Origin of the sequence: Tautonia sp. JC769, from assembly GCF_040717455.1 — a bacterium.
Classification (GTDB): Bacteria; Planctomycetota; Planctomycetia; order Isosphaerales; family Isosphaeraceae; genus Tautonia.
This window is the reverse complement of sequence record NZ_JBFEFH010000027.1, coordinates 39,050-59,254: the sequence shown is the minus strand read 5'-3', so window position 1 is coordinate 59,254 and position 20,205 is coordinate 39,050. Positions and strand designations below refer to the sequence as shown.

Annotated in this window: 16 protein-coding genes; 11 read left to right on the top strand and 5 right to left on the bottom strand. The window is 69.2% G+C overall.

Features of this window, described 5'->3' with window-relative positions:
• Positions 1 to 43: 43 nt before the first annotated feature.
• On the bottom strand, positions 44 to 1,021 hold the full coding sequence (locus AB1L88_RS21910) for a hypothetical protein (protein WP_367098826.1): 978 nt from the start codon (positions 1,019 to 1,021) through the stop codon (positions 44 to 46).
• A complete protein-coding gene (locus tag AB1L88_RS21905) occupies positions 1,018 to 2,553 on the bottom strand; it encodes a hypothetical protein (protein ID WP_367098825.1) in 1,536 nt (511 codons plus the stop codon). The genes AB1L88_RS21910 and AB1L88_RS21905 overlap by 4 nt, the downstream gene beginning before the upstream one ends.
• Before the next feature lie 115 nt (positions 2,554 to 2,668).
• On the opposite strand from AB1L88_RS21905, the gene AB1L88_RS21900 reads away from it, so the two are divergent.
• A complete protein-coding gene (locus AB1L88_RS21900) occupies positions 2,669 to 2,992 on the top strand; it encodes a 2Fe-2S iron-sulfur cluster-binding protein (protein WP_367098824.1) in 324 nt (107 codons plus the stop codon).
• Between the two features lie 161 nt (positions 2,993 to 3,153).
• A complete protein-coding gene (rpmG, locus tag AB1L88_RS21895) occupies positions 3,154 to 3,333 on the top strand; it encodes a 50S ribosomal protein L33 (RefSeq protein ID WP_152051246.1) in 180 nt (59 codons plus the stop codon).
• Positions 3,334 to 3,453: 120 nt separating this feature from the next.
• Here rpmG and AB1L88_RS21890 read toward each other — a convergent pair whose 3' ends face one another.
• Positions 3,454 to 5,631 (bottom strand): prolyl oligopeptidase family serine peptidase, encoded by a 2,178-nt coding sequence (locus AB1L88_RS21890; protein ID WP_367098823.1) that lies wholly within the window; start codon positions 5,629 to 5,631, stop codon positions 3,454 to 3,456.
• Between the two features lie 1,416 nt (positions 5,632 to 7,047).
• On the opposite strand from AB1L88_RS21890, the gene groES reads away from it, so the two are divergent.
• Complete coding sequence (gene groES, locus AB1L88_RS21885; RefSeq protein WP_169976993.1) at positions 7,048 to 7,341, top strand: co-chaperone GroES; 294 nt, start codon at positions 7,048 to 7,050, stop codon at positions 7,339 to 7,341.
• Positions 7,342 to 7,715: 374 nt separating this feature from the next.
• Positions 7,716 to 9,338 (top strand): chaperonin GroEL, encoded by a 1,623-nt coding sequence (gene groL / locus AB1L88_RS21880; protein WP_367098822.1) that lies wholly within the window; start codon positions 7,716 to 7,718, stop codon positions 9,336 to 9,338.
• 119 nt (positions 9,339 to 9,457) lie between these two features.
• Here the strand turns inward: groL and AB1L88_RS21875 are convergent, their stop codons facing one another.
• Positions 9,458 to 10,132 carry a trimeric intracellular cation channel family protein gene (locus AB1L88_RS21875; protein WP_367098821.1) on the bottom strand — a complete coding sequence of 225 codons (675 nt, stop codon included), beginning with the start codon at positions 10,130 to 10,132 and terminating at the stop codon, positions 9,458 to 9,460.
• Positions 10,133 to 10,343: 211 nt separating this feature from the next.
• Positions 10,344 to 11,279 (bottom strand): EamA family transporter, encoded by a 936-nt coding sequence (locus tag AB1L88_RS21870; protein ID WP_367098820.1) that lies wholly within the window; start codon positions 11,277 to 11,279, stop codon positions 10,344 to 10,346.
• Positions 11,280 to 11,645: 366 nt separating this feature from the next.
• Between AB1L88_RS21870 and AB1L88_RS21865 the strand changes: the two genes are divergently transcribed.
• The 7 genes from AB1L88_RS21865 (at position 11,646) to AB1L88_RS21835 (ending at position 20,108) form a co-directional block, all read left to right on the top strand.
• Complete coding sequence (locus tag AB1L88_RS21865) at positions 11,646 to 12,482, top strand: RING finger protein (protein WP_367098819.1); 837 nt, start codon at positions 11,646 to 11,648, stop codon at positions 12,480 to 12,482.
• Between the two features lie 181 nt (positions 12,483 to 12,663).
• Complete coding sequence (locus AB1L88_RS21860; protein ID WP_367098818.1) at positions 12,664 to 12,969, top strand: EsaB/YukD family protein; 306 nt, start codon at positions 12,664 to 12,666, stop codon at positions 12,967 to 12,969.
• A gap of 122 nt (positions 12,970 to 13,091) precedes the next feature.
• Complete coding sequence (locus tag AB1L88_RS21855) at positions 13,092 to 13,661, top strand: ubiquitin-conjugating enzyme E2 (protein WP_367098817.1); 570 nt, start codon at positions 13,092 to 13,094, stop codon at positions 13,659 to 13,661.
• A gap of 39 nt (positions 13,662 to 13,700) precedes the next feature.
• Positions 13,701 to 14,894, top strand: coding sequence for a ThiF family adenylyltransferase (locus AB1L88_RS21850; RefSeq protein WP_367098816.1), 1,194 nt, complete (start codon positions 13,701 to 13,703; stop codon positions 14,892 to 14,894).
• A 28-nt stretch (positions 14,895 to 14,922) separates the two neighbouring features.
• On the top strand, positions 14,923 to 16,362 hold the full coding sequence (locus AB1L88_RS21845) for a Mov34/MPN/PAD-1 family protein (protein WP_367098815.1): 1,440 nt from the start codon (positions 14,923 to 14,925) through the stop codon (positions 16,360 to 16,362).
• Between the two features lie 128 nt (positions 16,363 to 16,490).
• Positions 16,491 to 17,030, top strand: coding sequence for a hypothetical protein (locus AB1L88_RS21840; RefSeq protein ID WP_367098814.1), 540 nt, complete (start codon positions 16,491 to 16,493; stop codon positions 17,028 to 17,030).
• Positions 17,031 to 17,315: 285 nt separating this feature from the next.
• On the top strand, positions 17,316 to 20,108 hold the full coding sequence (locus AB1L88_RS21835) for an MMPL family transporter (protein WP_367098813.1): 2,793 nt from the start codon (positions 17,316 to 17,318) through the stop codon (positions 20,106 to 20,108).
• Positions 20,109 to 20,205 lie beyond the last annotated feature (97 nt).

Genomic DNA, 20,205 nt, shown 5'->3' with positions numbered 1-20,205 from the left:
CATCAGTCGTCACTTCCCAATCACAGGGGGGCACGCTCACGTTTCACACGGTTTCGCGCGCCGAAATGAGCATCCTCTTAAATTTTTCGAGAACATTCCCCCCCGCGAGTGCCCGGGCGCCCCCGGGCTCGGAGCGGGAGGACAGCCAGTCGAGCAGGCCGGGGGCGTCGCCGAGCCCGTCGATCGGCTCGTCGATCCCGAGGAATCCGGTCCCGATCGCCACCGCATCGAAGTCGATGCCGAGCAGCCCGGCGGCCTCGTCCAGGGCATTGCCGAACGCCCCGGCATCGGGGAAAAAGGCCCGAGCGGGGCAGAGGCCGACGACCCCGCCGAGTGCCCGCACGCGCGAAACATCCTCCTCGGAGCGAAGCCCGCCCATCGCCCCCGCGAGGCTGACGATCGGCACGAGCTTCCCCCCCTCCCCGGCTTCGAGACGCCCGATCGCCTCGCCCGCCGCCGTCGGCGGGAGCCCGGCGAGGTCGAGCAGGAGCGGCCGGCCGGAGGAGGCCGTCACGAGGGTGTCGATCGCCGAGCGTTCGAGGTCGCTCAGGCCGCGATCCCGGGTCGGATCGGCGGGGCGATCGACGAACCCGGCCAGCCGGACGGCCCGGACCCCGCGATCGATCAACGCGGCGAGGCGGTCGCGGGCATCATCCGAGTTCAGGAACGAGGCGGTTCCTCGAAGCCCGACCACGGCCCAGGTCATCGTATCGTCGGACTCGGCGGCGAAGCGGTCGAGGTCGGCGCCGTCGGCGAGGATCCGGCCCGAGAATTCGGCCTCGACCCCGGCCATCAGCCGGGAGATCTCCCCCCAGGGGTCGGGACGATCGCCGGGGGCCGGGCCGATCCAGACGATCGCGGCGAGCGCCGTCGAGAGGTAGCCGTCGACCTGCCCGAGCCGCCGCGAAACGCCGGGGTAGTCGGCCGCGTCGATCGCGGTCGCCTCCCCGGCATACTGGAGCGGCCACTCGACGGCCAGGTCGATCAGGCGAAGCGAAGGTGAGGGAGCTGGGGTCGTCATGAGGGGTCCTCCTCCGTCGCCACCGGGGGGGCGGCGGCCGGCAGGGCCGGCAACCGTTCGAGGAATCGGCGGACCGGGCCGCGGAGGCCTTGCCATCGCACGCGATCGCGAAGCGTCTCCCCCTCGGTCCACCCCACCGCGACCGCGGGAGGGGCCTCGCCCAGCGCCTCGCGGACGGCGGGGTCGAGCCAGGGGAGCCGTCCCGGCCAGGCAGCGAGCACGCGCGAGGGGACGGTGTCCGCATCGGGCCAGTGGGAGCGGAGGGCCGGGCCGGCCGATTGCCCGGGGTCGGCCAGCGCGACCAGGCTCGCGGTCAGGGCGTCGGGGCCCCAGCCGATGAGGACCGACGCCCCGACGCGGGCGGTCGCGATCGCCCGGCCCCGCAAGGCCCCGGAGCCGGCCAACCCCTCGACGATCCGGGACACGACCCGATCGCTTACGCGTGCTGCGGCCTGGTCGTCGGTGGCATGGAGGGCGAGCAGGCCGCCGTCGGGGAGCCCGGCCCGATCGAACGACGCCCAGGCCGTCAGGCCCGCCAGGTGCGGCCAGAAGTCCAGTTCCAGCCGGATGCCGCGCGTCAGGGCGAGCAGGCCGAGCCGCTGACGAAGGGGCGCCGCGTCGCCTCGCGTCGGGTCGGCCCGCTCGAACCGATCGGCCACCTCCAGCACGCCGGCCCAGGCGTCTCCGCCGGGGCCGATCGCCACGGAGACGGCCAGTGCGGCCCGGTCGCCCGGCACGAGGTCGAGCCACTTCGGATTGACCGATCCCCAGCCCGGCCGGGCCGCTTGCGGAGGGGCCGGGCCTTCGACGACGACCTCCAGCCGGTCGCCGACCAGGGCCGCGCGGGCCTCGATCGCCCGGTATCCGAGGCCGAGGGCCGCCGCGGCGACCCGACGAGCCGCCAGCGACTCCGACGCCGCGAGCGCCTCGGGATCGACCCGGACGATCCAGCCCGAGTCGATCGTCGGCTCTGCTCCCGGACCCGCGTCGAGCCGATCGATCGCCGACCGCAGGGCCGAGCGGTCGGAGGCGAGGATGACCGGCGCCCCCGGCTCGGTCGAGGCCACCAGGGGGGCCCCGTCCCGGCCGAGCCGGTCGACCGCGAAGGGGCCTTCGGCGGCCTCCCGCCGGCCGTCGGTCAGGACCAAAGCGGTGGCCAACGCGGTGATGGTGCCGTCATCGCTGGGCACGATGGCGGCCCAGCGGGGACGGCCTTCGGGGTCGAGGTCGAGCAGGAGCCGGGTGTCGTCGAATGTCGCCATCTCCCGGGCCATCAGGGGGTTCATCGCGGCGATCGCGGCTTCGAGCGGCTTGCCGAGCGATCGTTCCTCGCCGGGCGGGGCCGATTGCTTCCAGTCGGCCAGCGCGGCCGCCGGGTGGGGCCAGGCGGTCCCCTCGAACAGCGAGAGCAGGGCGAAGACCTGGGCGTCGGGCCGGATCGCCCGGATCTCGACCGCCGGGGCGGGCGATTCCGCCTCCCCCCGGGCGGGGGGGAGCAGCACGGGCATCGCCCCGAGCAGCAGGAGCGGCACGACCCAGGACCGGAGGCCTGCTTGCCCGCGGCCGGGTCGCCTCGGTAGGCTGTGGGCGGATCGGGACCCCCGGGCGCGTGCCCGGTCCCGAAGCAACGCAAGGCAGGAGGTCCCCATGCCGACCGTGACCGTTGAAGGTGTCGGATCGTTCGAGGTGGAAGACGGCAAGAAGCTGGTGCTGGCGATCGAGGACGCAGGGGTCGACATCCTCCATCGCTGCGGCGGCCAGGCCAAGTGCACGACCTGCCGCGTCGAGGTGCTGGAAGGGGATGCCCCGGCGATGGAGGAGGCCGAGCAGCAGCGGCTGGCCCTCGAAGCGGGCTTCCCGCCGAACACCCGGCTCTCGTGCCAGTTGCGCGTGTCGGGCGATTTGAGCGTCCGGGTCGCGGCCCGGGCCTCGACCACCGGCAAGGAGCCCGGCCCTCGCCCGGCCGACTGATCCGGCGGCATCTCGATCTCGCCACGATCGCCGGCCGACTGCCGTTGCGGTCCCTGGCTGAAGTTCATTACAATCACTCTCTTTGCCGATTTGACCGATCGCGCAGCAGTCCCGAACGTGTGAAAAGGACCGACCGGCCGAGACCGGCGGGAGAAGGACCCATGGCGAAGAAATCGGCCGGTCGTGAGCACGTCTGGCTCCAGTGCTCCGAGACCGGCGAACTGAACTACCGCGTCTCTGTCAACACCAAGGGCGGGATCCCGGAAGGGCTCCAGGGGGGCCTGAAGAAGTACTGCCCGAAGCTCCGGCGGCACACGCTCCACAAGATCAAGCGGAAGTAATCCGGGCAGATTCCGGGGGCTTCGCAATCGCGGCCCCCTCCGGATGGCCGGCTCATCGGAGAGGCACGGGAACTCCCCCGAGGGGGAAGGGTCCGTGCCTCTCTTGCGTCCAGGGGTCGGTCAGTCGGCCTCGGGCAAGGGAACGCCCAGCTCGTGGACGACGAAGGCCATCTCGTCGGCGGCCTCCTCGATGATCTTGGCCGTCGGCTTGCCTGCGCCGTGGCCGGCCCGGGTCTCGATCCGGATGAGGATCGGGTTGTCGCAGCCCTGGGCGCCTTGCATGGCGGCGGCGAACTTGAAGCTGTGGGCCGGGTAGACGCGGTCGTCGTGGTCGGCGGTCACGATCAGGGTCGGCGGGTAGCAGGCCCCCTGCTCGACCCGGTGATAGGGGGAGTAGGCGTAGAGGGCCTCGAACTCGTCGGCGTTCTCGGACGAGCCGTAGTCGTCGGTCCAGGCCCAGCCGATCGTGAAGGTGTGGAAGCGGAGCATGTCCAGCACGCCCACGCCCGGCAGGCAGGCGCCGAACAGCTCGGGCCGCTGGGTCATGCAGGCCCCGACGAGCAGGCCGCCGTTGGAACGGCCCTGGATGGCGAGTTTGGGGGTTGAGGTCCGCCCCTGATCGATCAGGTACTCGGCCGCGGCGATGAAGTCGTCGAAGACGTTCTGCTTCTGGAGCTTCGTGCCGGCCTTGTGCCAGGCCTCGCCGTACTCGCCGCCCCCTCGGAGGTTCGGCACGGCGTAGACGCCTCCCATCTCCATCCAGACCAGGCGGGAGACGCTGAAGCTGGGGGTCAGCGGGATGTTGAACCCGCCGTAGCCGTAGAGCAGGGTCGGCGTGTCGGGGCCGATCGCGATCCCCTTCTTGTGGCTGATGAACATGGGGACGCGGGTGCCGTCCTTGCTCGTGTAGAAGACCTGTTCGGTCGTGTAGTCGTCGGGGTCGAAGCCGACCTGGGGCTCCTTGTAGAGCGTGCTCGCGCCGGTCGCCAGGTCGTAGCGGTAGATGGTGGTCGGCCGGGTGTAGGAGGAGAAGGAGTAGAAGGTCTCGGTGTCGTCGCGGTCGCCGGAGAAGCCGGAGGCGGTCCCCAGCTCGGGGAACTCGACCTCGCGGACGAAGGCACCGGCCAGGTCGTAGAGCTTGACCTGGGAGCGGGCGTCCTTCAGGTACTGGGCGATCAGGTACCCGCCGACCCGGTTGGCGCCGAGGAGGGTCTCCTCGGTCTCGGGGATGATCGTCTCCCAGTCTTCCGGATCGGGGTGGTGGACGTTGATGGCGATGACCTTGCCGAGCGGGGTGCCCTTGTCGGTCCGGAAGAAGAGGCGGGGGCCGTCGTTGTCGATGAAGGTGTAGTCGGCGTCGAAGTCGCCGACGAGGTGGACCGGCTCGGCGTCGAGGTCGGCCAGGGGGCGGTAGAGGATGCGGTACTTGTCGTCCGTGCCCCGGCCGAGGGTGAGGATCAGGTAGGCGCCGTCGTCGGTCACGGTGGCGTCGGCCCGCAGGTCCTTGTTCTCCGGGTCTTCCCAGACCAGGGCATCGTCATCCTGGGAGGTGCCGAGCTGGTGGTAGTAGACCTTCTGGAAGAAGTTGGCGGCGCGGAGGTCGTCCCCCTCCTTCGGCTCGGGGAAGCGGCCGTAGAAGAAGCCGGAGCCGTCGGGGGTCCACTCGGCGCCGGAGAACTTGCTCCAGCGGATCTGGTCGTCGAGGTCGTCGCCGGAGGCCACGTCGCGGACCTTCCAGGTCATCCAGTCCGACCCGGCGTCGGAGACGGCATAGGCCACCTTCGATCCGTCCTTCGAGGGGGCCAGGCCGGCCAGGGCGACCGTGCCGTCGGCGCTGAGGGTGTTCGGGTCGAGCAGGACATGGGCCTCGGCGTCGAGCGAGGGGGTCGAGTAGATGACGTTCTGGTTCTGGAGGCCGCTGTTATAGGAGTAGAAGTACCGCCCCCCCTTTTCAAAGGGGATGCCGAACTTCTCGTAGTCCCAGAGCTGGGTCAGGCGGTCCTGGATGCGATTGCGGGCGGGGACGTCGGCGATGTAGGAGTCGAAGAGGGCGACCTGGGCCTCGACCCAGGCGCGGGTCTCGGCGGAGTCGATGTCCTCCATCCAGCGGTAGGGGTCGGCGACGGTCGTGCCGTGGTAGTCGTCGACCACGTCGCCCCGGGTGGCCTCGGGATAATCCAAGGGGGGGCGCCTGGCGTCGTCGGGGGGGCCGGCGGGGGCGGGGTCGGGGGCGGTCATCAGCAGCACGGCTCCGGCGAGGCACAGGGCAAGGAACTGGGGGCGTCCCGTCGTCCTCATGGTCGGCCGACTCCTTTTGGGGGAAAGCGGGTGGCTCCGAGTCTCGCGGTGATGGGCCTCGGAGGCAGCGTCCTGGGATCGGATCGGGCGGACGACGCCAGTGTACGGCCCCGGTGCCCTGCTCGCCAAGCACCCGACGCGCCAGCCCTCCGGCTTCACGCTCGAGGGCTCCCGATGCGCCGCTCGGGCGCGGCCTGATGCGCCCTGGTGCGCTCGGAGGATGTGCCGTAACTCGTTATTGCCACAATGGGTTCCTCGGATTCTCCCCGGTTCGTTTCGGGAAACCGGGGCCAGGACCACCGGCCCGTGGTGCGGTCGCGAGCGGACCGGAGCGTTCCGGCCGAGCGGGAGGCGGAAGCGATGGGGTCGATGCGTCCCTCGGTGCGCGGGCCTGACGCGGCTCGGTGCGCGTTCGACGCGCCCCGCAGCTTAGCCGTAACCTGTTGGCACTGAAGGGAATTCCGCCGTTTTCTCTCAGTTCGATTCGGGAAACCGGGTGCAGGTTCTCCGGGAGCCGGGGGGAGGGCGTCGGGTCCGAGCCGTCCGGATAGGAGGCGAGGTGGGAGTCCGACGTGGCGGGAACCTCGGTGCGCCCGGGTGTGCCGGTCTGGTGCGCCTGGCGTAGATCTCACAAAGCGTTTTGTCAAAGAGCGTTACGGCAGAATCGGCAATTCGTTTCGGTGAAACGGCTCCCGGTGATCGCGGGGGTGCCCTCGATTGACGACGGGGAGGACGGTTCGAGGCGACATCGGTGCGCCGGGATGGGCGGGCCGGGTGCGCCGAGGGGAAATTTCGTAAGTCTCTGTCTTTTGAGCGGGTTACGGAGATTTCGACCGTTTGTTTCGGGAATGCAGTGGATTCGGAGACCTGGAGTCGCTGAAGGCGAATCACGGGAGCATGACTCAACCCATGGAGACACCAATGCATCATGCATGATCGGAAATTATGTGAGCAGAGGCGATTGGAGGTCCGGCGGGGGAAGGCCCGACGGGTCGAGACGACCGGGGGCAAGTGGGCCGGCGCTCCCTCGGGAAAGCGGAAGACCATTGAGAATATCGTGGAAGGAGGCAGGTCCAGTCACAGAAATCGGGAGGCAGGCGCGGCCGGGGGTGGGCGGAGAGACTGCCGATTCGGCAGTCGGCAGAACGTCAGGAAACGGGATCGGCAGGCAGGGGTTCGGGGGGGCTCGGAGAAGGCGGCAACGCAACCTCTTGCATTCATTCGATTTAAGAATTGCAACAGCGATAGGCACGCGGGTTGCCTCTGGCGCTGGCCGACGATTGGGGCCGGCCGCGTCCAGAGGGGGACGAGTTGGCAGGAGGCCCCATCGGGTCATGTGATTCGTGATTCCGAATCAACGACATTGGCATTTGTGCGAAGCTCGGGCGCATCGCCGAGCGAGGAGAGCAGGTCGCGATGAACATCCAGCCGCTGGGCAATCGCGTGGTGGTCGAGCGGGAGGAAGCCAAGGAGACGACCGCCGGCGGCATCGTCCTGCCGGACACGGCCAAGGACAAGCCCCAAAAGGGCAAGGTGGTCGCGGTCGGCGACGGCACGACCTCCAAGGACGGCACCAAGAAGCCGTTGTCGGTCAAGGTCGGCGACGCGGTGATCTTCACCAGCTATGCCGGCGAGGAATTCAAGCTCGACGGCGACCGCAAGGTCCTCCTGATGCGCGAGGATGACATCCTCGCCGTCGTCGAGGGCTGACCGATTGCCGCCCCGGGTCGCCCGGCTCGTCCGTCGGTCGGACGGACGGGCGAGGACCGGACCCGCTCGGGCTGGTCTCGACGTGAGGGCACGGTCGGGCCGCCCGGAATCGCCTTGATTGTCCACCCGAAGTCGCATCCATCGCCTGTTTCTGACTGTCTCGTCATCGACCGAGGACGCTCGCGGGAGGACGGGGTGCCTGGGGTCGTCTCGACCCCGGCCGGACGCTCCGGGTCGCTCCGGAGCCCTTCGACTGGGGTCGGCATGACCCCAGCCACCCCGGGCGTCGGATTGCCGGCCTCTCGCGTCATCGCCCCTCGGTCGCTCACGAATCCACCCCACCGAACCGGATCTTCGCCAGGAGAGAGTTGTCCATGTCCGCGAAGATGATCGCTTTTGATCAGGAAGCCCGCACCGCCATGCAGCGCGGTGTGGCCAAGCTCGCCCGGGCCGTCAAGGTGACGCTGGGGCCGAAGGGCCGCAACGTCATCATCCAGAAGTCGTTCGGCTCGCCGACGGTCACCAAGGACGGCGTCACCGTCGCCAAGGAGATCGAGCTGGAAGACAAGTACGAAGACATGGGCGCCAAGATGGTCAAGGAGGTCGCCTCCAAGACCAACGACATTGCCGGTGACGGCACGACGACGGCGACCATCCTGGCCGAGGCCATCTACAACGAAGGGCTCCGAGGCGTCGTCGCCGGCGTCAACCCGATGCTCATGAAGCGCGGGATGGACAAGGCGGTCGAGGACGTGGTGGCCGCCCTGCAGGCGATGAGCACCAAGGTCTCCACCACCAAGGAGACCGAGCAGGTGGCCACCGTCGCCTCGAACTTCGACCGCGAGGTCGGCCGGATGATCGCCGAGGCGACCGAGAAGGTCGGCAAGGACGGCGTGATTACGGTCGAGGAGGGCAAGAGCCTGAAGACCGAGGTCGAGTGGGTCGAGGGGATGCAGTTCGACCGCGGCTACCTCTCGCCGTACTTCGTGACCAACCCGCAGTCGATGGAGGCGGTCCTCGAAGACGCCTACGTCCTGATCCACGAGAAGAAGATCAGCTCGGTCAAGGACCTGGTCCCGGTCCTGGAGAAGGTGGCCCAGACGGGCAAGCCGCTCCTGATCATCGCCGAGGACATCGAAGGGGAGGCGCTGGCCACCCTGGTCATCAACAAGCTGCGGGGCACCTTCCGCTGCGCCGCCGTGAAGGCCCCGGGCTACGGAGACCGCCGCAAGGCGATGCTCGAAGACATCGCCACGCTGACCGGCGGCAAGCCGATCTTCGAGGCGCTCGGGATCGACCTGGAGAAGGTCGGCCTGGAGGACCTCGGGCAGGCCAAGAAGGTGATCATCGACAAGGACAACTCGACGATCATCGAGGGGGCCGGCACCTCCGACGCGATCCAGGGGCGGATCGAGGCGATCCGCCGCGAGATCAAGGACACGAAGAGCGACTACGACCGCGAGAAGCTCGAGGAGCGTCTGGCGAAGCTCTCCGGCGGCGTGGCGAAGATCAACGTCGGCGCCGCGACCGAGTCGGAGATGAAGGAAAAGAAGATGCGCGTCGAGGACGCCTTGCACGCCACCCGGGCGGCCCTGGAAGAGGGCATCCTCCCCGGCGGTGGCGTGGCGTTGCTGCGGGCCTCGCGATCGGTCAAGGCCGGCGAGATCTCGCACGACGAGAAGACCGGCTACGAGATCATCATCCGGGCCTGTGCCGCGCCGATCACCCAGATCGCCGACAACGCGGGCCAGGACGGCGGCGTGGTTTGCTCGAAGGTCCTCGACCTGAAGGGCAATGAGGGCTACGACGCCCTGAACGACGAGTACACCGACCTGGTCAAGGCCGGCATCATCGACCCGACCAAGGTGACCCGCTCGGCGCTCCAGAACGCCGCCAGCGTGGCCACACTGCTGCTGACCTCCGACGCCCTGATCGCCGACCTGCCGAAGGACGGCGAAGGGGCCCCGGCCGGCGGCATGGACGACGACATGTATTGATCGGTTTCGCGCCCGGCCTCCTTCCGGAGTCCGGGACGAATCGTCAGACGATCACACGGAGGGGGGGCCGGGGTTATCCCGACCCCCCTCCGTTTTTTTTTGCCCCAACCGGCCTCGGGTTAATGAGGCGGGGGGGCGGGGGGTGAGTCCTGGGTGATCGGGTTGAGCCGGGGGAGGGACCAGCGGCGGCGGTAGGCGATGAGGCGGAGGAGCAAGCCGGCGGCGAAGACGGCGAGGAGGGAGGCGGGGTTCATCAGGTCGGCCCGATGGAGAGCGTCGATGGCGATGCCGAGGAGGATGGCCACGCTGCCGTAGAAGTCGCCGTGGAGGACCAGCGGGACCTCGTTGACGAGGATGTCGCGGACGATCCCGCCACCGGTGGCGGTGAGGAAGGAGAGGATGACGACGCCGAAGACGTGGAGGTCGTGCTCGATGGCGATGATCGCGCCGGTGATCCCGAAGGCGACCAGCCCGATCGCGTCGCTGAGGACGAAGATCCAGGCCCGTTCCAGCGTGGCACGTCGCTGGAGCCTGAGGGCGAGGGCGAGGGTGACCGTGCCCGCCGTGAGGTAGAAGGGGAGCAGGCCGGCCATGATCGCCGGCGGCCGATCGACGATCAGGTCGCGGATGACGCCGCCGCCGTTGGCGGTCAGGAAGGCGAGGATGAAAGCCCCCATCAGGTCGAGCCGCTTGCGGGCGCCCATCATGAACCCGGAGAGGGCGAACGCCACGCTGCCGACGATGGAGGCGGTGGTGAAGACCTGGGTGGGACCGTCGCCGAGATTCATCATCATTGCGATCGTACCGGGTGGGCAGGGTTGGCGAGGCGGAGGATGGGCGAGGGGCGGTGACCGATGGGGTCTGGCTTCCCTCCGCGTGAGCAGAGCGGGAAGGGGTTGGGATGAACGGGCGGGGAGTTCGAAGCCGAGCCGGGCGTCGTGTCTCAGCCCCCCCCTCACCCCGGCCCTCTCCCCCGAGTCGGGGGAGACGTTCGGATGGCGGGACTCAGCCGCGGGCGGGGTCGGCCGGTGAGGCGGGGGGGGCGGCGGGGTCGGGGGTGATGGAGACGGGGCGGGGTCGTTTCAGGGGGATGTAACGCAGGGCGACGCCGGCGAGGAGGAAGGCGCCGCCGATGAGGGTGGCGTCCTTGGGCCACTCGTTGATGAAGATGAGGACCCAGAGGGGGTTGAGCAGGGGTTCGACCAGGGCGAGCAGGCCGGCCTCGGGGGCGGGGACGTCGCGGAGGCCGCGGGCGAAGAGGACGTAGGGGATGGCCATCTGGACGATCCCGAAGAGGAGCAAGGCCCCGGCCTGAGGCCAGGTCGGCAGGGGGATGGAGCCGGAGACGAGGAGCAGGAAGAGGCCGAGGACGAGCGCGCCGCCGAGGTTGTTGACGGAGCTGAGCCACATCGGGTCGAGCCCGCGGAGGCTCCGCAAACCGACGGCGACCCCGGCGTAGGCCACGCCGCTGCCGAGGGCCATGGCGATGCCGAGCGAGTCGTTCTCCCCCCCTCCCCCGCCCCGGACGACGATCAGGACGATGCCGAAGGCGGCCACGGCGATGCACCAGAGCGATCGGCGGTCGGGCCACTCGCGGAGGAAGACCATGCTGAGCGGCACGGCCCAGAGGGCCGAACTGTACTGGAGGAAGATGGTGTTGGCGGCGGTCGTGGCCTTCATGGCGCCGAGGAACAGGCCGGTCATGGCGGCGAAGGTGACGACCAGGGGGATCATCGGCTTTTGAAACCGCATCTTCGCGGGCCGGACCAACGGCAGCAGGGCCAGGCCGGCGAAGAGGCCGCGGTAGACGGCGATCGTGCCGCCGTCGAGGCCGGTCAGGCTCTTGGTGAAGACGCCGGAGAGGCTCCAGAGGACGGCGGCGGCCAGGATGCAACGACGGCCGAAGGCGCGGTCGGATCGACTCGAAGATTGCGGGGGCACGGGGCGAATGACCTTCAAGGGAGGAGCCGTCGCCGGCGGGTCGGTTGGCAAAGGGCCATGGTAGCAGAAGCGTTGGAGGTCGTGCGACGACGAGACGCCGTTGGGGGATGACAGGATGAGGGGAGAGGGATTGCGCGCAGAGACGCAGAGTCGCGGAGAAGAGAGACAGAGAGGAGAGAGGGGAGTCTCTGTCCGACGGCGGGCTCGCGTTCATCTCTGCGTCGTTGCGTCTCTGCGCGAGGTCCCCTCCCCCGGGCTTCGGATGCGCGATGCGATCGAGGCCCCGGGGCCGTTGCTCCGTCGAGGAGAATGACCGTAGAGTGTTGAGATGAGGAAGCGAACGTGTCGAGGGTGGGGTGAGCGTTGATGGACGTGCTGGTCGTCGGGATCATCGTCCTGGCATTGTATGCGGTCGTCCGGATCGCCGGGGCGATGTGGGCGGGGCTGTCCGGGGCGCGGTACCGGGCGTATCGGGCGCTGGCCAGGCAGTACCGGGGGCGGTACGAGCATCGGGGGCTGGTCGACCCGCCGACGGTGAGCTTCGGGCACAACGGGTCGAGCGTGCGGGTCGGGCTGGCGCCGGTGGTGGCGGGGCAGCCGTCGTCGCCCCGGACGAGGGTGGTGACGCGGTTCGGGGCGGGGATCCCGTTCCGGTTCGAGCTGTTCCCGGTGCAGCGGCCCTCGCCGAAGCAGGTCCCGAGGGGGACGAGGCTGGTGAGGCTGGGCGACCCGGTCTTCGACCGCCATTACGTGGTGAGGGCGAACGACCCGGAGATCGCGCGGGAGTTCCTCAACCGCGAGTCGGCCCGGTCGGCGATCGAGAACCTGAGGAAGCTGGCGCCGCCGGGCGGGTTCCTGGTGTCGGTCAACCCGGAGCGCTTGCTGGTGCAGGTCGACCGGAACCTGGGTCAGAGCGTCTCGGGGCTGGATCTGGCGGTCCGGGAGGGCCTGGTGCTGCACGACCTGTTGCGGTCGAACATCAGCGAGCGGATGGCCGAGGGGATCGCGATCGTCGACGTCGGCACCTCGAGCCCGGTGGAGGCGGGGCCGGCGATCTGCAAGGTCTGCAACGAGGCGATCGGCCCGGACGAGGCGAAGGTGCTCTGCGCCTCGTGCAAGACGCCGCACCACCGCGACTGCTGGACGTTCGTCGGGGCCTGCTCGATTTACGGGTGCCAGGGGAAGCAGTGCGAGCCGGGGTGAGCGGGGCGTGTCTGTTGCGGGGAACGGCCCCTTTCCGAAGGGGGGCCGCGGGCGATAGGATGGGGGCATCCTCGATCCGTTCTGGGGGCGTCTGTCGCCTCGCCGGGAATCAAATCGATGTGCCGGTGCCTCAATAATCGCGGCCGAGGTCCGAATCGAATGCTAGAGGAGGGACCTTGCCATGTCTTACGGCGGTAATGCGGATGCCAGCGGGATCCAGGTCACGTTCCTGGACCAGACCGGGTCGAAGTCGGTCAAGGCGGTCATCGCCTACAGCGTTCCGGTGAGCCGGATCCTGCCGAACATCATCACGAAAATGAACCTTCCGACGACCGGCCCGGACGGTCAGCCGTTGAGCTACTCGCTCGACCACAAGGAAGGGAGGCGCCGGCTGACCGAGGCGCAGACCCTGGTCGAGGCGAGCGTGCAGAACGGCGATCACCTGATCGTCTACCCCGAGGTGGTCGCCGGCGGCGGCCTCGGGTGAGTGGCCGGGGGTTCGGTCCGGTGGTTGTGTTGTGAAGCGATGAGCCTGTGAGGCCCTGCGCCATGCTTCGGAAAGCGTATGATTCGCCCCAGTCGCGCCGGTTGAGATCGGATCGGTCGGCGATGGAGCGGCTGCAAGAGGAGAGCACGATCGTCCGGTTCCGGGCCTCGGGCGATCCGGCGCAGCGGTATCTGGTCGAGTTCCGGGGCCGGAGCCTGGCGAGGGAGCGGGGGAAGATCGTCCCCCAGGACACGCACCAGGTGGAGATCAAGCTCGGGGCCTCGTACCCGAGGAGCATGCCCGAGCTGCGCTGGCTGACGCCGATCTATCACCCGAACATCTCGGAGATCGGCCTCGTCTGCCTGGGCGGGTACAACACGCACTGGGTGCCGAGCCTGCAGCTTGACGAGCTGTGCGAGATGCTCTGGGACATGGCCCGGTTCCACAACTACGACCTCCGCAGCCCCTACAACCGCGACGCGGCCCTGTGGGCGGCCAACCAATCGACGTTCGCCTTCCCGATGGACAACCGACCGTTGCGCGACGTGAGGGCCGCGCAGGGGAGGGTGGAGCCGGAAGTGGCCGGGGGAGAGCCGATCGTCTTGATTGATGAGGAGGTGGCCCTGCCCCCGCGTCGGGAAGCGGTCCCGGTGCGTCGGGAGCCGCCGCCGGACATCATGTTCATCGAGTGACATCGCGATCCGACGACGGATGAGGGGGGCCTTCGGATCGTGGACGATGAGATCCTGCACATCGATGACGACGACCGCTATAGCCGGCTGCGCCTGATCTCGTGGTGGCGGCAGGATCGCCTGGCGGCGGCGAAGGTCTTGGTCGTGGGGGCGGGGGCCCTAGGGAATGAAGTCCTGAAGAACCTGGCGTTGCTGGGGGTCGGGACGGTGGTGGTGATCGACCTGGACGAGGTCGAGGCGTCGAACCTGTCGCGGTCGGTGTTGTTCCGGGCCGAGGACGGCGGGCAAGCGAAGGCGGAGGTGGCGGCGCGTCGGGCGAAAGAGCTGAACCCGGACGTCACCATCCGGGCGATTCATGGAGATGTGATCACCGACGTCGGCCTCGGCCTGTTCGCCGAGATGGACGTGGTGATCGGCTGCCTCGACAATCGCGAGGCAAGGCTCTGGGTCAATCGCCAGTGCTGGAAGGTCGGCACGCCGTGGGTCGACGCGGGGATCCAGGAGATCCAGGGGGTCGTCCGCGTGTTCGTGCCGCCGGACTCGGCCTGCTACGAATGCGGGATGACGAGCCGGGATTATCAACTGTTGAACTTGCGCTATAGTTGTCCCCTGCTCCGCCGCGAGGACATCCAGGCGGGGAAAGTGCCGACGGCGCCGACGATCGCCTCGATGATGGCGGCGATGGAGGTGCAGGAGGCGTTGAAGCTGATCCACGGGATGCCGGTGCAGGCCGGCTGCCTCCATGTCTACAACGGGGTGGCGAACACCTTCTACACGACCGAACTGCCACGCAAAGACGACTGCCTGAGCCACGAGACCTATCCCGAGCCGATGCGCGTAAACCTGGGCCACGCGGCGACCGCCGAGGCGGTGTTTCACGTGGCACGGGAGCACCTGAGCGGGCCTTTGGTGCTGGGCCTCGATCGGGACCTGGTGGCGGCGATCGAGTGGCCGCAACTGGGCAAACGTCGAGACGTGATGAGACCGCGATCGAAGGTGGGCGTGGCCGAGGCGGTCGACCCGGAGACGGGCGAGGCGGGGGTGCCGGTCCTGATCTCGATGGTCGAGCAGGGGACCCCCCTGGCGGGGCGGCCGCTGGCCGAGCTGGGCGTGCCGCCGTACGATGTGGTCCGGGTCGAGGGGCTGGATGGGGCGGTCTTCGTCCTGCTCGGGTCCGATCGGGACCGGCTGATGGACGCCCCGGAGAGCCATTCACCCGAAGACAACCGCTGACACGACCCCAAGGAACGATGAGCCGCCCGTGAGCAGCGATCGCGACGAGATCCAGTTCGATGAGGTGAGCTACCGGGAGCCGCTCCGGCTGCGTCGGCCCGACCGGGATCGGCGGTTCGCGTGCCTGGCGTACGGGAACCCGGGGCCGGAGGATCTGGCGATCTTCGTCGATTGGGCGACGGTCGACGCGATCGAACGCCACGCCCTGAGCGACACGAGGGTGGAGCTGGGCGGCATCCTGCTCGGCAAGGAGTGTGTGGACGAGGAGACGGGCCGGCCGTTCGTCTGGATCTCGCAGGCGATCGAGGCGAAGCATTACGAGAACACGCAGGCAAGTTTCACGTACACGCACGACTCGTGGGAGGAGATCACGAGGGAGCGGGACCGGAAGCATCCGAACCTGGACATCGTCGGCTGGTATCACACGCATCCGGACTTCGGCATTTTTTTGTCGGGGCACGACGTGTTCATCCAGCAGCATTTCTTCGGGCAGCCGTTGCAGGTGGCCTACGTGGTCGACCCGATCCGCCAGACGCGGGGCATCTTCCAGTGGCGCGACGGGGGGTTGAGGCAGGTCGAGGGGTATGTGGTCGTCTCCCCTCGGGACCAGCGGCGGGCCCTGGCCCGGACGGTCGACGACCTGGAGGGGGTGCAGGTGGCCGAGTCCTCGGGAGGACTGGGTGCGCTGTCGCCTCGCCTGGAAGCGGAGCTGATCGCCATGCTCAATCGACCGCACACCGTTTCGGCCGCGACCGATCGGGGCCAGTCGGCCGCGGTGTTCACCCTGCTGGGGATCGTCTTCGGCGTGCTCGGCCTGGCGCTGGCGCTCTGGATCGGCGCGTTGACGAGCCAGATTCGCGAGCAGTCGCGGTCGCTCGGCAGCCTGCGGACCGAGCTGGCCCGCGCGAACCAGGCACGCGAGGCGTCGGACACCGCCGAGCGCCTGCGGGCGAAGGAACAGGCGATCGACGCCCTCCTGGCCAATGTCCGCGTCGGCGACTCGAACGAGCGATTCACCCGCGTTTATACCCAGTTGCGTGAGGAGCGGGATCGGGCCGTGGCCGAGGCGGCGTTGGTGGAACAGGTGGGGCGCGACCTGATCGCCAAGGACCGGCAACTGGGAGAGATGCGCCGAGAGCTGGCGATCCGGGACGAATCGCTGGCGCAGATGGACGCGATGCGAGAGGAACTCACGCGGCTTCAGGCGGCGAATGCGCGGCTCGCCCTGCGCGGTTCGGGAGACGGGACCGCGGCGGAAGGATCGCTAGGAGCGGAGGGTGACGCGACCGATCAGGACGATCGGCTGACCTGGTATGCGGCGGTCGGCGGCTGGTCGGTGGCGGTCTTGCTGGGCCTGGGGTTGATCGCGACCATCGCGCGATCCACCCCGCACGCACGGGATGACGCCGAGTCCCCTGCCCCGCCGGGCCGGGGCCGATCCGCGGATTCGCCGCACCGGATTGAATGATCGCCCGGCGGCTTCTGCTGCCGCATCCACGCTTGACAGACGAGGTCTGGCTCGGCGAGACTCCTGGCACGCGACGCAATCGCGCATTCACGCGCATTCAGAGGATGTTCAACTCAGGAGGGGGTGCCATGATGATCCGCGTGATGTTGGGAGCGGCCGTCGGCCTGGGAATCCTCGGCGGGGCCGCGGTGGTGGCGAAGCAAGGCCCCCCGAAAGTGACGGCCTCTGACGTGGTGGAGGAGCCTTCCCCGCCTCAGATCTCGGACGAGGCCATACCTCCGTCTCCCCCTGCGATCGCGCCCGGCTTCGACGGCCTTGAGCCCATTCCCGGCTTCCCCGATGCGGACGAGGTCCTTCCGCCGTTGCCGGAAAACGATCCGCCCCGAATCGTGGGCGCAGCGGAGAGGGGCAGCCCCCTCAGGGATTCGGAGACCTTCATCGACGAGGGGCGAGCGACGGCCGAGGAGGTGATCGAGGCCCTGTCGGACGAGCGGAGGACATTGGAGGCTCGCCTGCGACGCATCGATCACGAGTTGGCGCGGTGGCAGGCCATCAAGGAGGGGTTGACCGCGGCGAAGGAGATGACGCCTCAGGTGCCATCGGCGCGAATCAATCCGCCACCCGACGATTCCCTCGACCTCGAACCCCTTCCGGAACCGGCCCGGTAAGGTTCCTCGCCCGACGATGCTGCACCCTGGAGGAGGCCCGGATTCGGCCGGGCGTCCTCCTTCCAGGCGAGGTCGAGGACCGTGCCGACGACGCTCCGGGTGTGGGACCTGGGGAGGAAACGGGATGGCACGCGCGGGGCCCGACGCGGGCGATCGGCCGCTACCCCCTGGTCGGATGGGTGAAAGCTTGGAAAATAGGGCGATCGAATCGAACCATGCGGGCCGTCCCGCGGAGGTTGGTCGCCGGGTCGGATTCCGGACCCGGACGGGGGGAGCCCGTCGCGTATGCCTTTCGATGCCCTGCGGTGGTTTGTCAGTCGCCGGCCGGCGGTGGTCGTCGCGGCCTGGATCGCGGCCCTGGTGCTGGTCGTCGGGCTTGCGCCCGACCTGACCCGGATCGCGGCCGAGGGGCAGGCGGCCCTGCTGCCCGAGGGGTCGGAGAGCGCGATCGCCGCGAGGATCCTCGGCCAGACCTGGCCGGAGCAGTGGTTCGACTCGTCGGCGGTGGTCGGCGTGTTCAACCCCGACGGCCTGACCGAGGGCGATCGCGCCTTCGCCGCGACCCTGGCGGATCGGTTCCAGGCGAGCGACCGGCCCGAGGTGCTCTCGACGGTCGTGGCCCCCTCGCCCGATCAGCCGGAGCTGTCGGCTCGCTTGATCAGCCGGGACGGGACCTTGCTCCTGATGTTCGTCGCCATTGACGAGGCGTTCGTCAGCCCGACGAGCCAGGAGGCGGTGGCCTGGCTTGAACAGGAGGTCGAGGCGCTGGATTCGGAGCGACCGGCTGGGGTGTCGGTCGTCTGGAGCGGGGCGGCGGTGATCGGCCGGGACTACATGGCCAACGTGCAGACGACGCTCGACCGGGCGGCCGTCGCGGCGTTCTTCCTGCTGCTGGCGGTGCTGCTGATCGTCTATCGGTCGGTCTTCCTGGCGATGGTGCCGCTGATCACGATCGGCGTCAGCCTGGCGATCGCCCGGGGCCTTCTGGCGTGGGGGGCGGCGCTGGGCTGGGAGCTGTCGTCGCTGGTCGAGCTGTTTTTAGTGGTCCTGCTGTTCGGGACGGGGACGGATTTCTGCCTCTTGCTGTCGTGGCGATTCGGGGAGAACTGGAACGCCTCGAACCCGAGCGCGGCGATCCGGACGACCCTCGGGCGGGTGGCCCTGGCCGTGGTGACGAGCGCCTTCACGACGATCGTCGGCCTCTCGTTGATGGGCCTGACGCGATTCAGCCTGTTCTCGAGCACCGGCCCGAGCGTGGCGTTCGGCCTGGTGATTACGGTGGTGGCGGCCCTGACGCTCTCGCCGGCCTTGCTCCTGTTCCTGGCGCGATGGCGCCCGCGATCGTTCACCGGCCTGACGAGGCCGCCGTCGGGCTACTGGGATCGACTCGGCCGGGCCGTCCTCAAGCGCCCGTGGCTCGCCTGGGGCCTGACCCTGGCGGCGATGATGCCGATGGCCGTGCTCGGGCTCCGGCTCACGGCGCAGAATGCGTTCATCCAGGACACGATCTCGGAGATGCCCCCGTCGTCCGGGTCGGTGCGAGGGCTCGCGCTCATCTCGGCCAAGTTCGGCGAGGGGGCGACGGCCCCGATGGCCGTCTTGCTGGAGGCACGCCCGGAGGACCCGGACTTCCGCAGCTCGGTCGGCCTGGCGGCGCTCGACGACATCAGCCGATTGCTCTCGCACCAGCGGACGCTGGTGGAGGTCCGGTCGGCCACGCAGCCGCTCGGATCGACCGCCCCCCTGGAACCGGCCCGGCTCTCGTCGCGGCTGGCGGCGGTCAACGAGGGGTTCGAGCGCCTGGTCGAGGGGGCGAAGGAGCTGAAGGCGGGGCTCGACGAAGGCGGCGGGCGGATCCGGGGGGCCATGCTCCTGGGGGAGCTGACCGGGGCCGACGTGCTCGGTCAGATTCCGGGCAATCCCCCCCCTGCCCCGGAGCAGGAACCGGAACCCGATGCGGGAGCCGCTCGCGGCGCGCAGGGCGATCCGGTGACGTCGGGGCTGCGCCGGGCGACCTCGGCGATGCTCGGCCAGTTCGGGGGGGCGGCGGCGGCGCAGGGCGTCAGCTCGATCGGGCCGGTCGAGGGGGACGGGCCGGTCGCCCAGTTGCTCCGGGAGCTGGCCCGGGCCGCCGAAGGGGCCGGCCAGATCGCCGAGGGGGCCAGTCTGGCCCGCCGCGAGATCAGCAACATCCTCGAAGACCCGGTCGGCCGCCGGGCGCTGGATCGGTTGTTGATCGACGAGCGGACGATCGAGGAGAACCCGGAGCTGCTCCGAGGATTTGAGGCGTATCTCTCGGAGGACGGGAGGCGGGCCAGGATCGATCTGGAGCAGGCGAGCCGACCGTTCTCGCCCCAGGCGCTGGATGAGGTGGAGACGATCCGGAGCCGGCTGCAGGATTACCTCAGCGAGTATGACGAGGGGGACCCGATCCACCCGACGGCGATGGTGGCCGGGCCGAACGCGGAAGGGGCCGACATCCGCGCCCTCACCCGTCGGGATCAGTATCAGACCTGGGTCATGGTCCCGCTGGGGGTCTTCCTCGTCCTGGTGGCGATGCTGCGGGCGCCGCTGGCGTGCGTGAACCTGGTGGCGACGATGATCCTGACGTACGCCTTCGCCCTCGGGATCACCCACGCGGTCTTCGTGTGGGGGGGCGGGGCCGAGGGGCTCGACTGGAAGGTGCCGTACTTCCTGTTCGTGCTGCTGGTGGCGGTGGGGGTCGATTACAACGTGTTCCTGATGTCGAGGCTCCAGGAGGAAGTGAGGGCGCTCGGGCTGAAGGCGGGGATCACCAAGGCGATCGGCCAGACGGGGGGATTGATCACCTCGGCGGCGGGGATCACGGCGTGCAGCTTCGCGGCGATGATGTTCAGCCCCTTGCTGTCGTTGCGGCAGCTCGGGTTCGCCCTGGTGGTGGGGATCGTGACCGACGCGGCGCTCGTGCGGCCGGTGTTGGTGCCGTGCGGCCAGTGGTTCCTGAACAAAGGGCGCGAGAAGCGTCGGCAACGGGCGCTGACGAAGGAGAACGCCCCGGGAAGCGCGGTGCCGCAGTCGAGAGAGACGATCCTGTCGTGAGGCCGACCGGTGCGTCCGAGTCGGTCCGGGTTTCATGGCATCGGGCGCCGCTCATCCTCCTGGACGGGGCGAGAGGTCGGACGCAAGGCCTGGTGAG

What these genes read in the sequence shown, in the direction of transcription:
- AB1L88_RS21910 (WP_367098826.1), bottom strand. Translation starts at nt 1,021, where the DNA reads ATGACGACCCCAGCTCCCTCACCTTCGCTTCGCCTGATCGACCTGGCC.
- AB1L88_RS21900 (WP_367098824.1), top strand. Translation starts at nt 2,669, where the DNA reads ATGCCGACCGTGACCGTTGAAGGTGTCGGATCGTTCGAGGTGGAAGAC.
- rpmG (WP_152051246.1), top strand. Translation starts at nt 3,154, where the DNA reads ATGGCGAAGAAATCGGCCGGTCGTGAGCACGTCTGGCTCCAGTGCTCC.
- AB1L88_RS21890 (WP_367098823.1), bottom strand. Translation starts at nt 5,631, where the DNA reads ATGAGGACGACGGGACGCCCCCAGTTCCTTGCCCTGTGCCTCGCCGGA.
- groES (WP_169976993.1), top strand. Translation starts at nt 7,048, where the DNA reads ATGAACATCCAGCCGCTGGGCAATCGCGTGGTGGTCGAGCGGGAGGAA.
- groL (WP_367098822.1), top strand. Translation starts at nt 7,716, where the DNA reads ATGTCCGCGAAGATGATCGCTTTTGATCAGGAAGCCCGCACCGCCATG.
- AB1L88_RS21875 (WP_367098821.1), bottom strand. Translation starts at nt 10,132, where the DNA reads ATGATGATGAATCTCGGCGACGGTCCCACCCAGGTCTTCACCACCGCC.
- AB1L88_RS21865 (WP_367098819.1), top strand. Translation starts at nt 11,646, where the DNA reads ATGGACGTGCTGGTCGTCGGGATCATCGTCCTGGCATTGTATGCGGTC.
- AB1L88_RS21860 (WP_367098818.1), top strand. Translation starts at nt 12,664, where the DNA reads ATGTCTTACGGCGGTAATGCGGATGCCAGCGGGATCCAGGTCACGTTC.
- AB1L88_RS21855 (WP_367098817.1), top strand. Translation starts at nt 13,092, where the DNA reads ATGGAGCGGCTGCAAGAGGAGAGCACGATCGTCCGGTTCCGGGCCTCG.
- AB1L88_RS21840 (WP_367098814.1), top strand. Translation starts at nt 16,491, where the DNA reads ATGATGATCCGCGTGATGTTGGGAGCGGCCGTCGGCCTGGGAATCCTC.
- AB1L88_RS21835 (WP_367098813.1), top strand. Translation starts at nt 17,316, where the DNA reads ATGCCTTTCGATGCCCTGCGGTGGTTTGTCAGTCGCCGGCCGGCGGTG.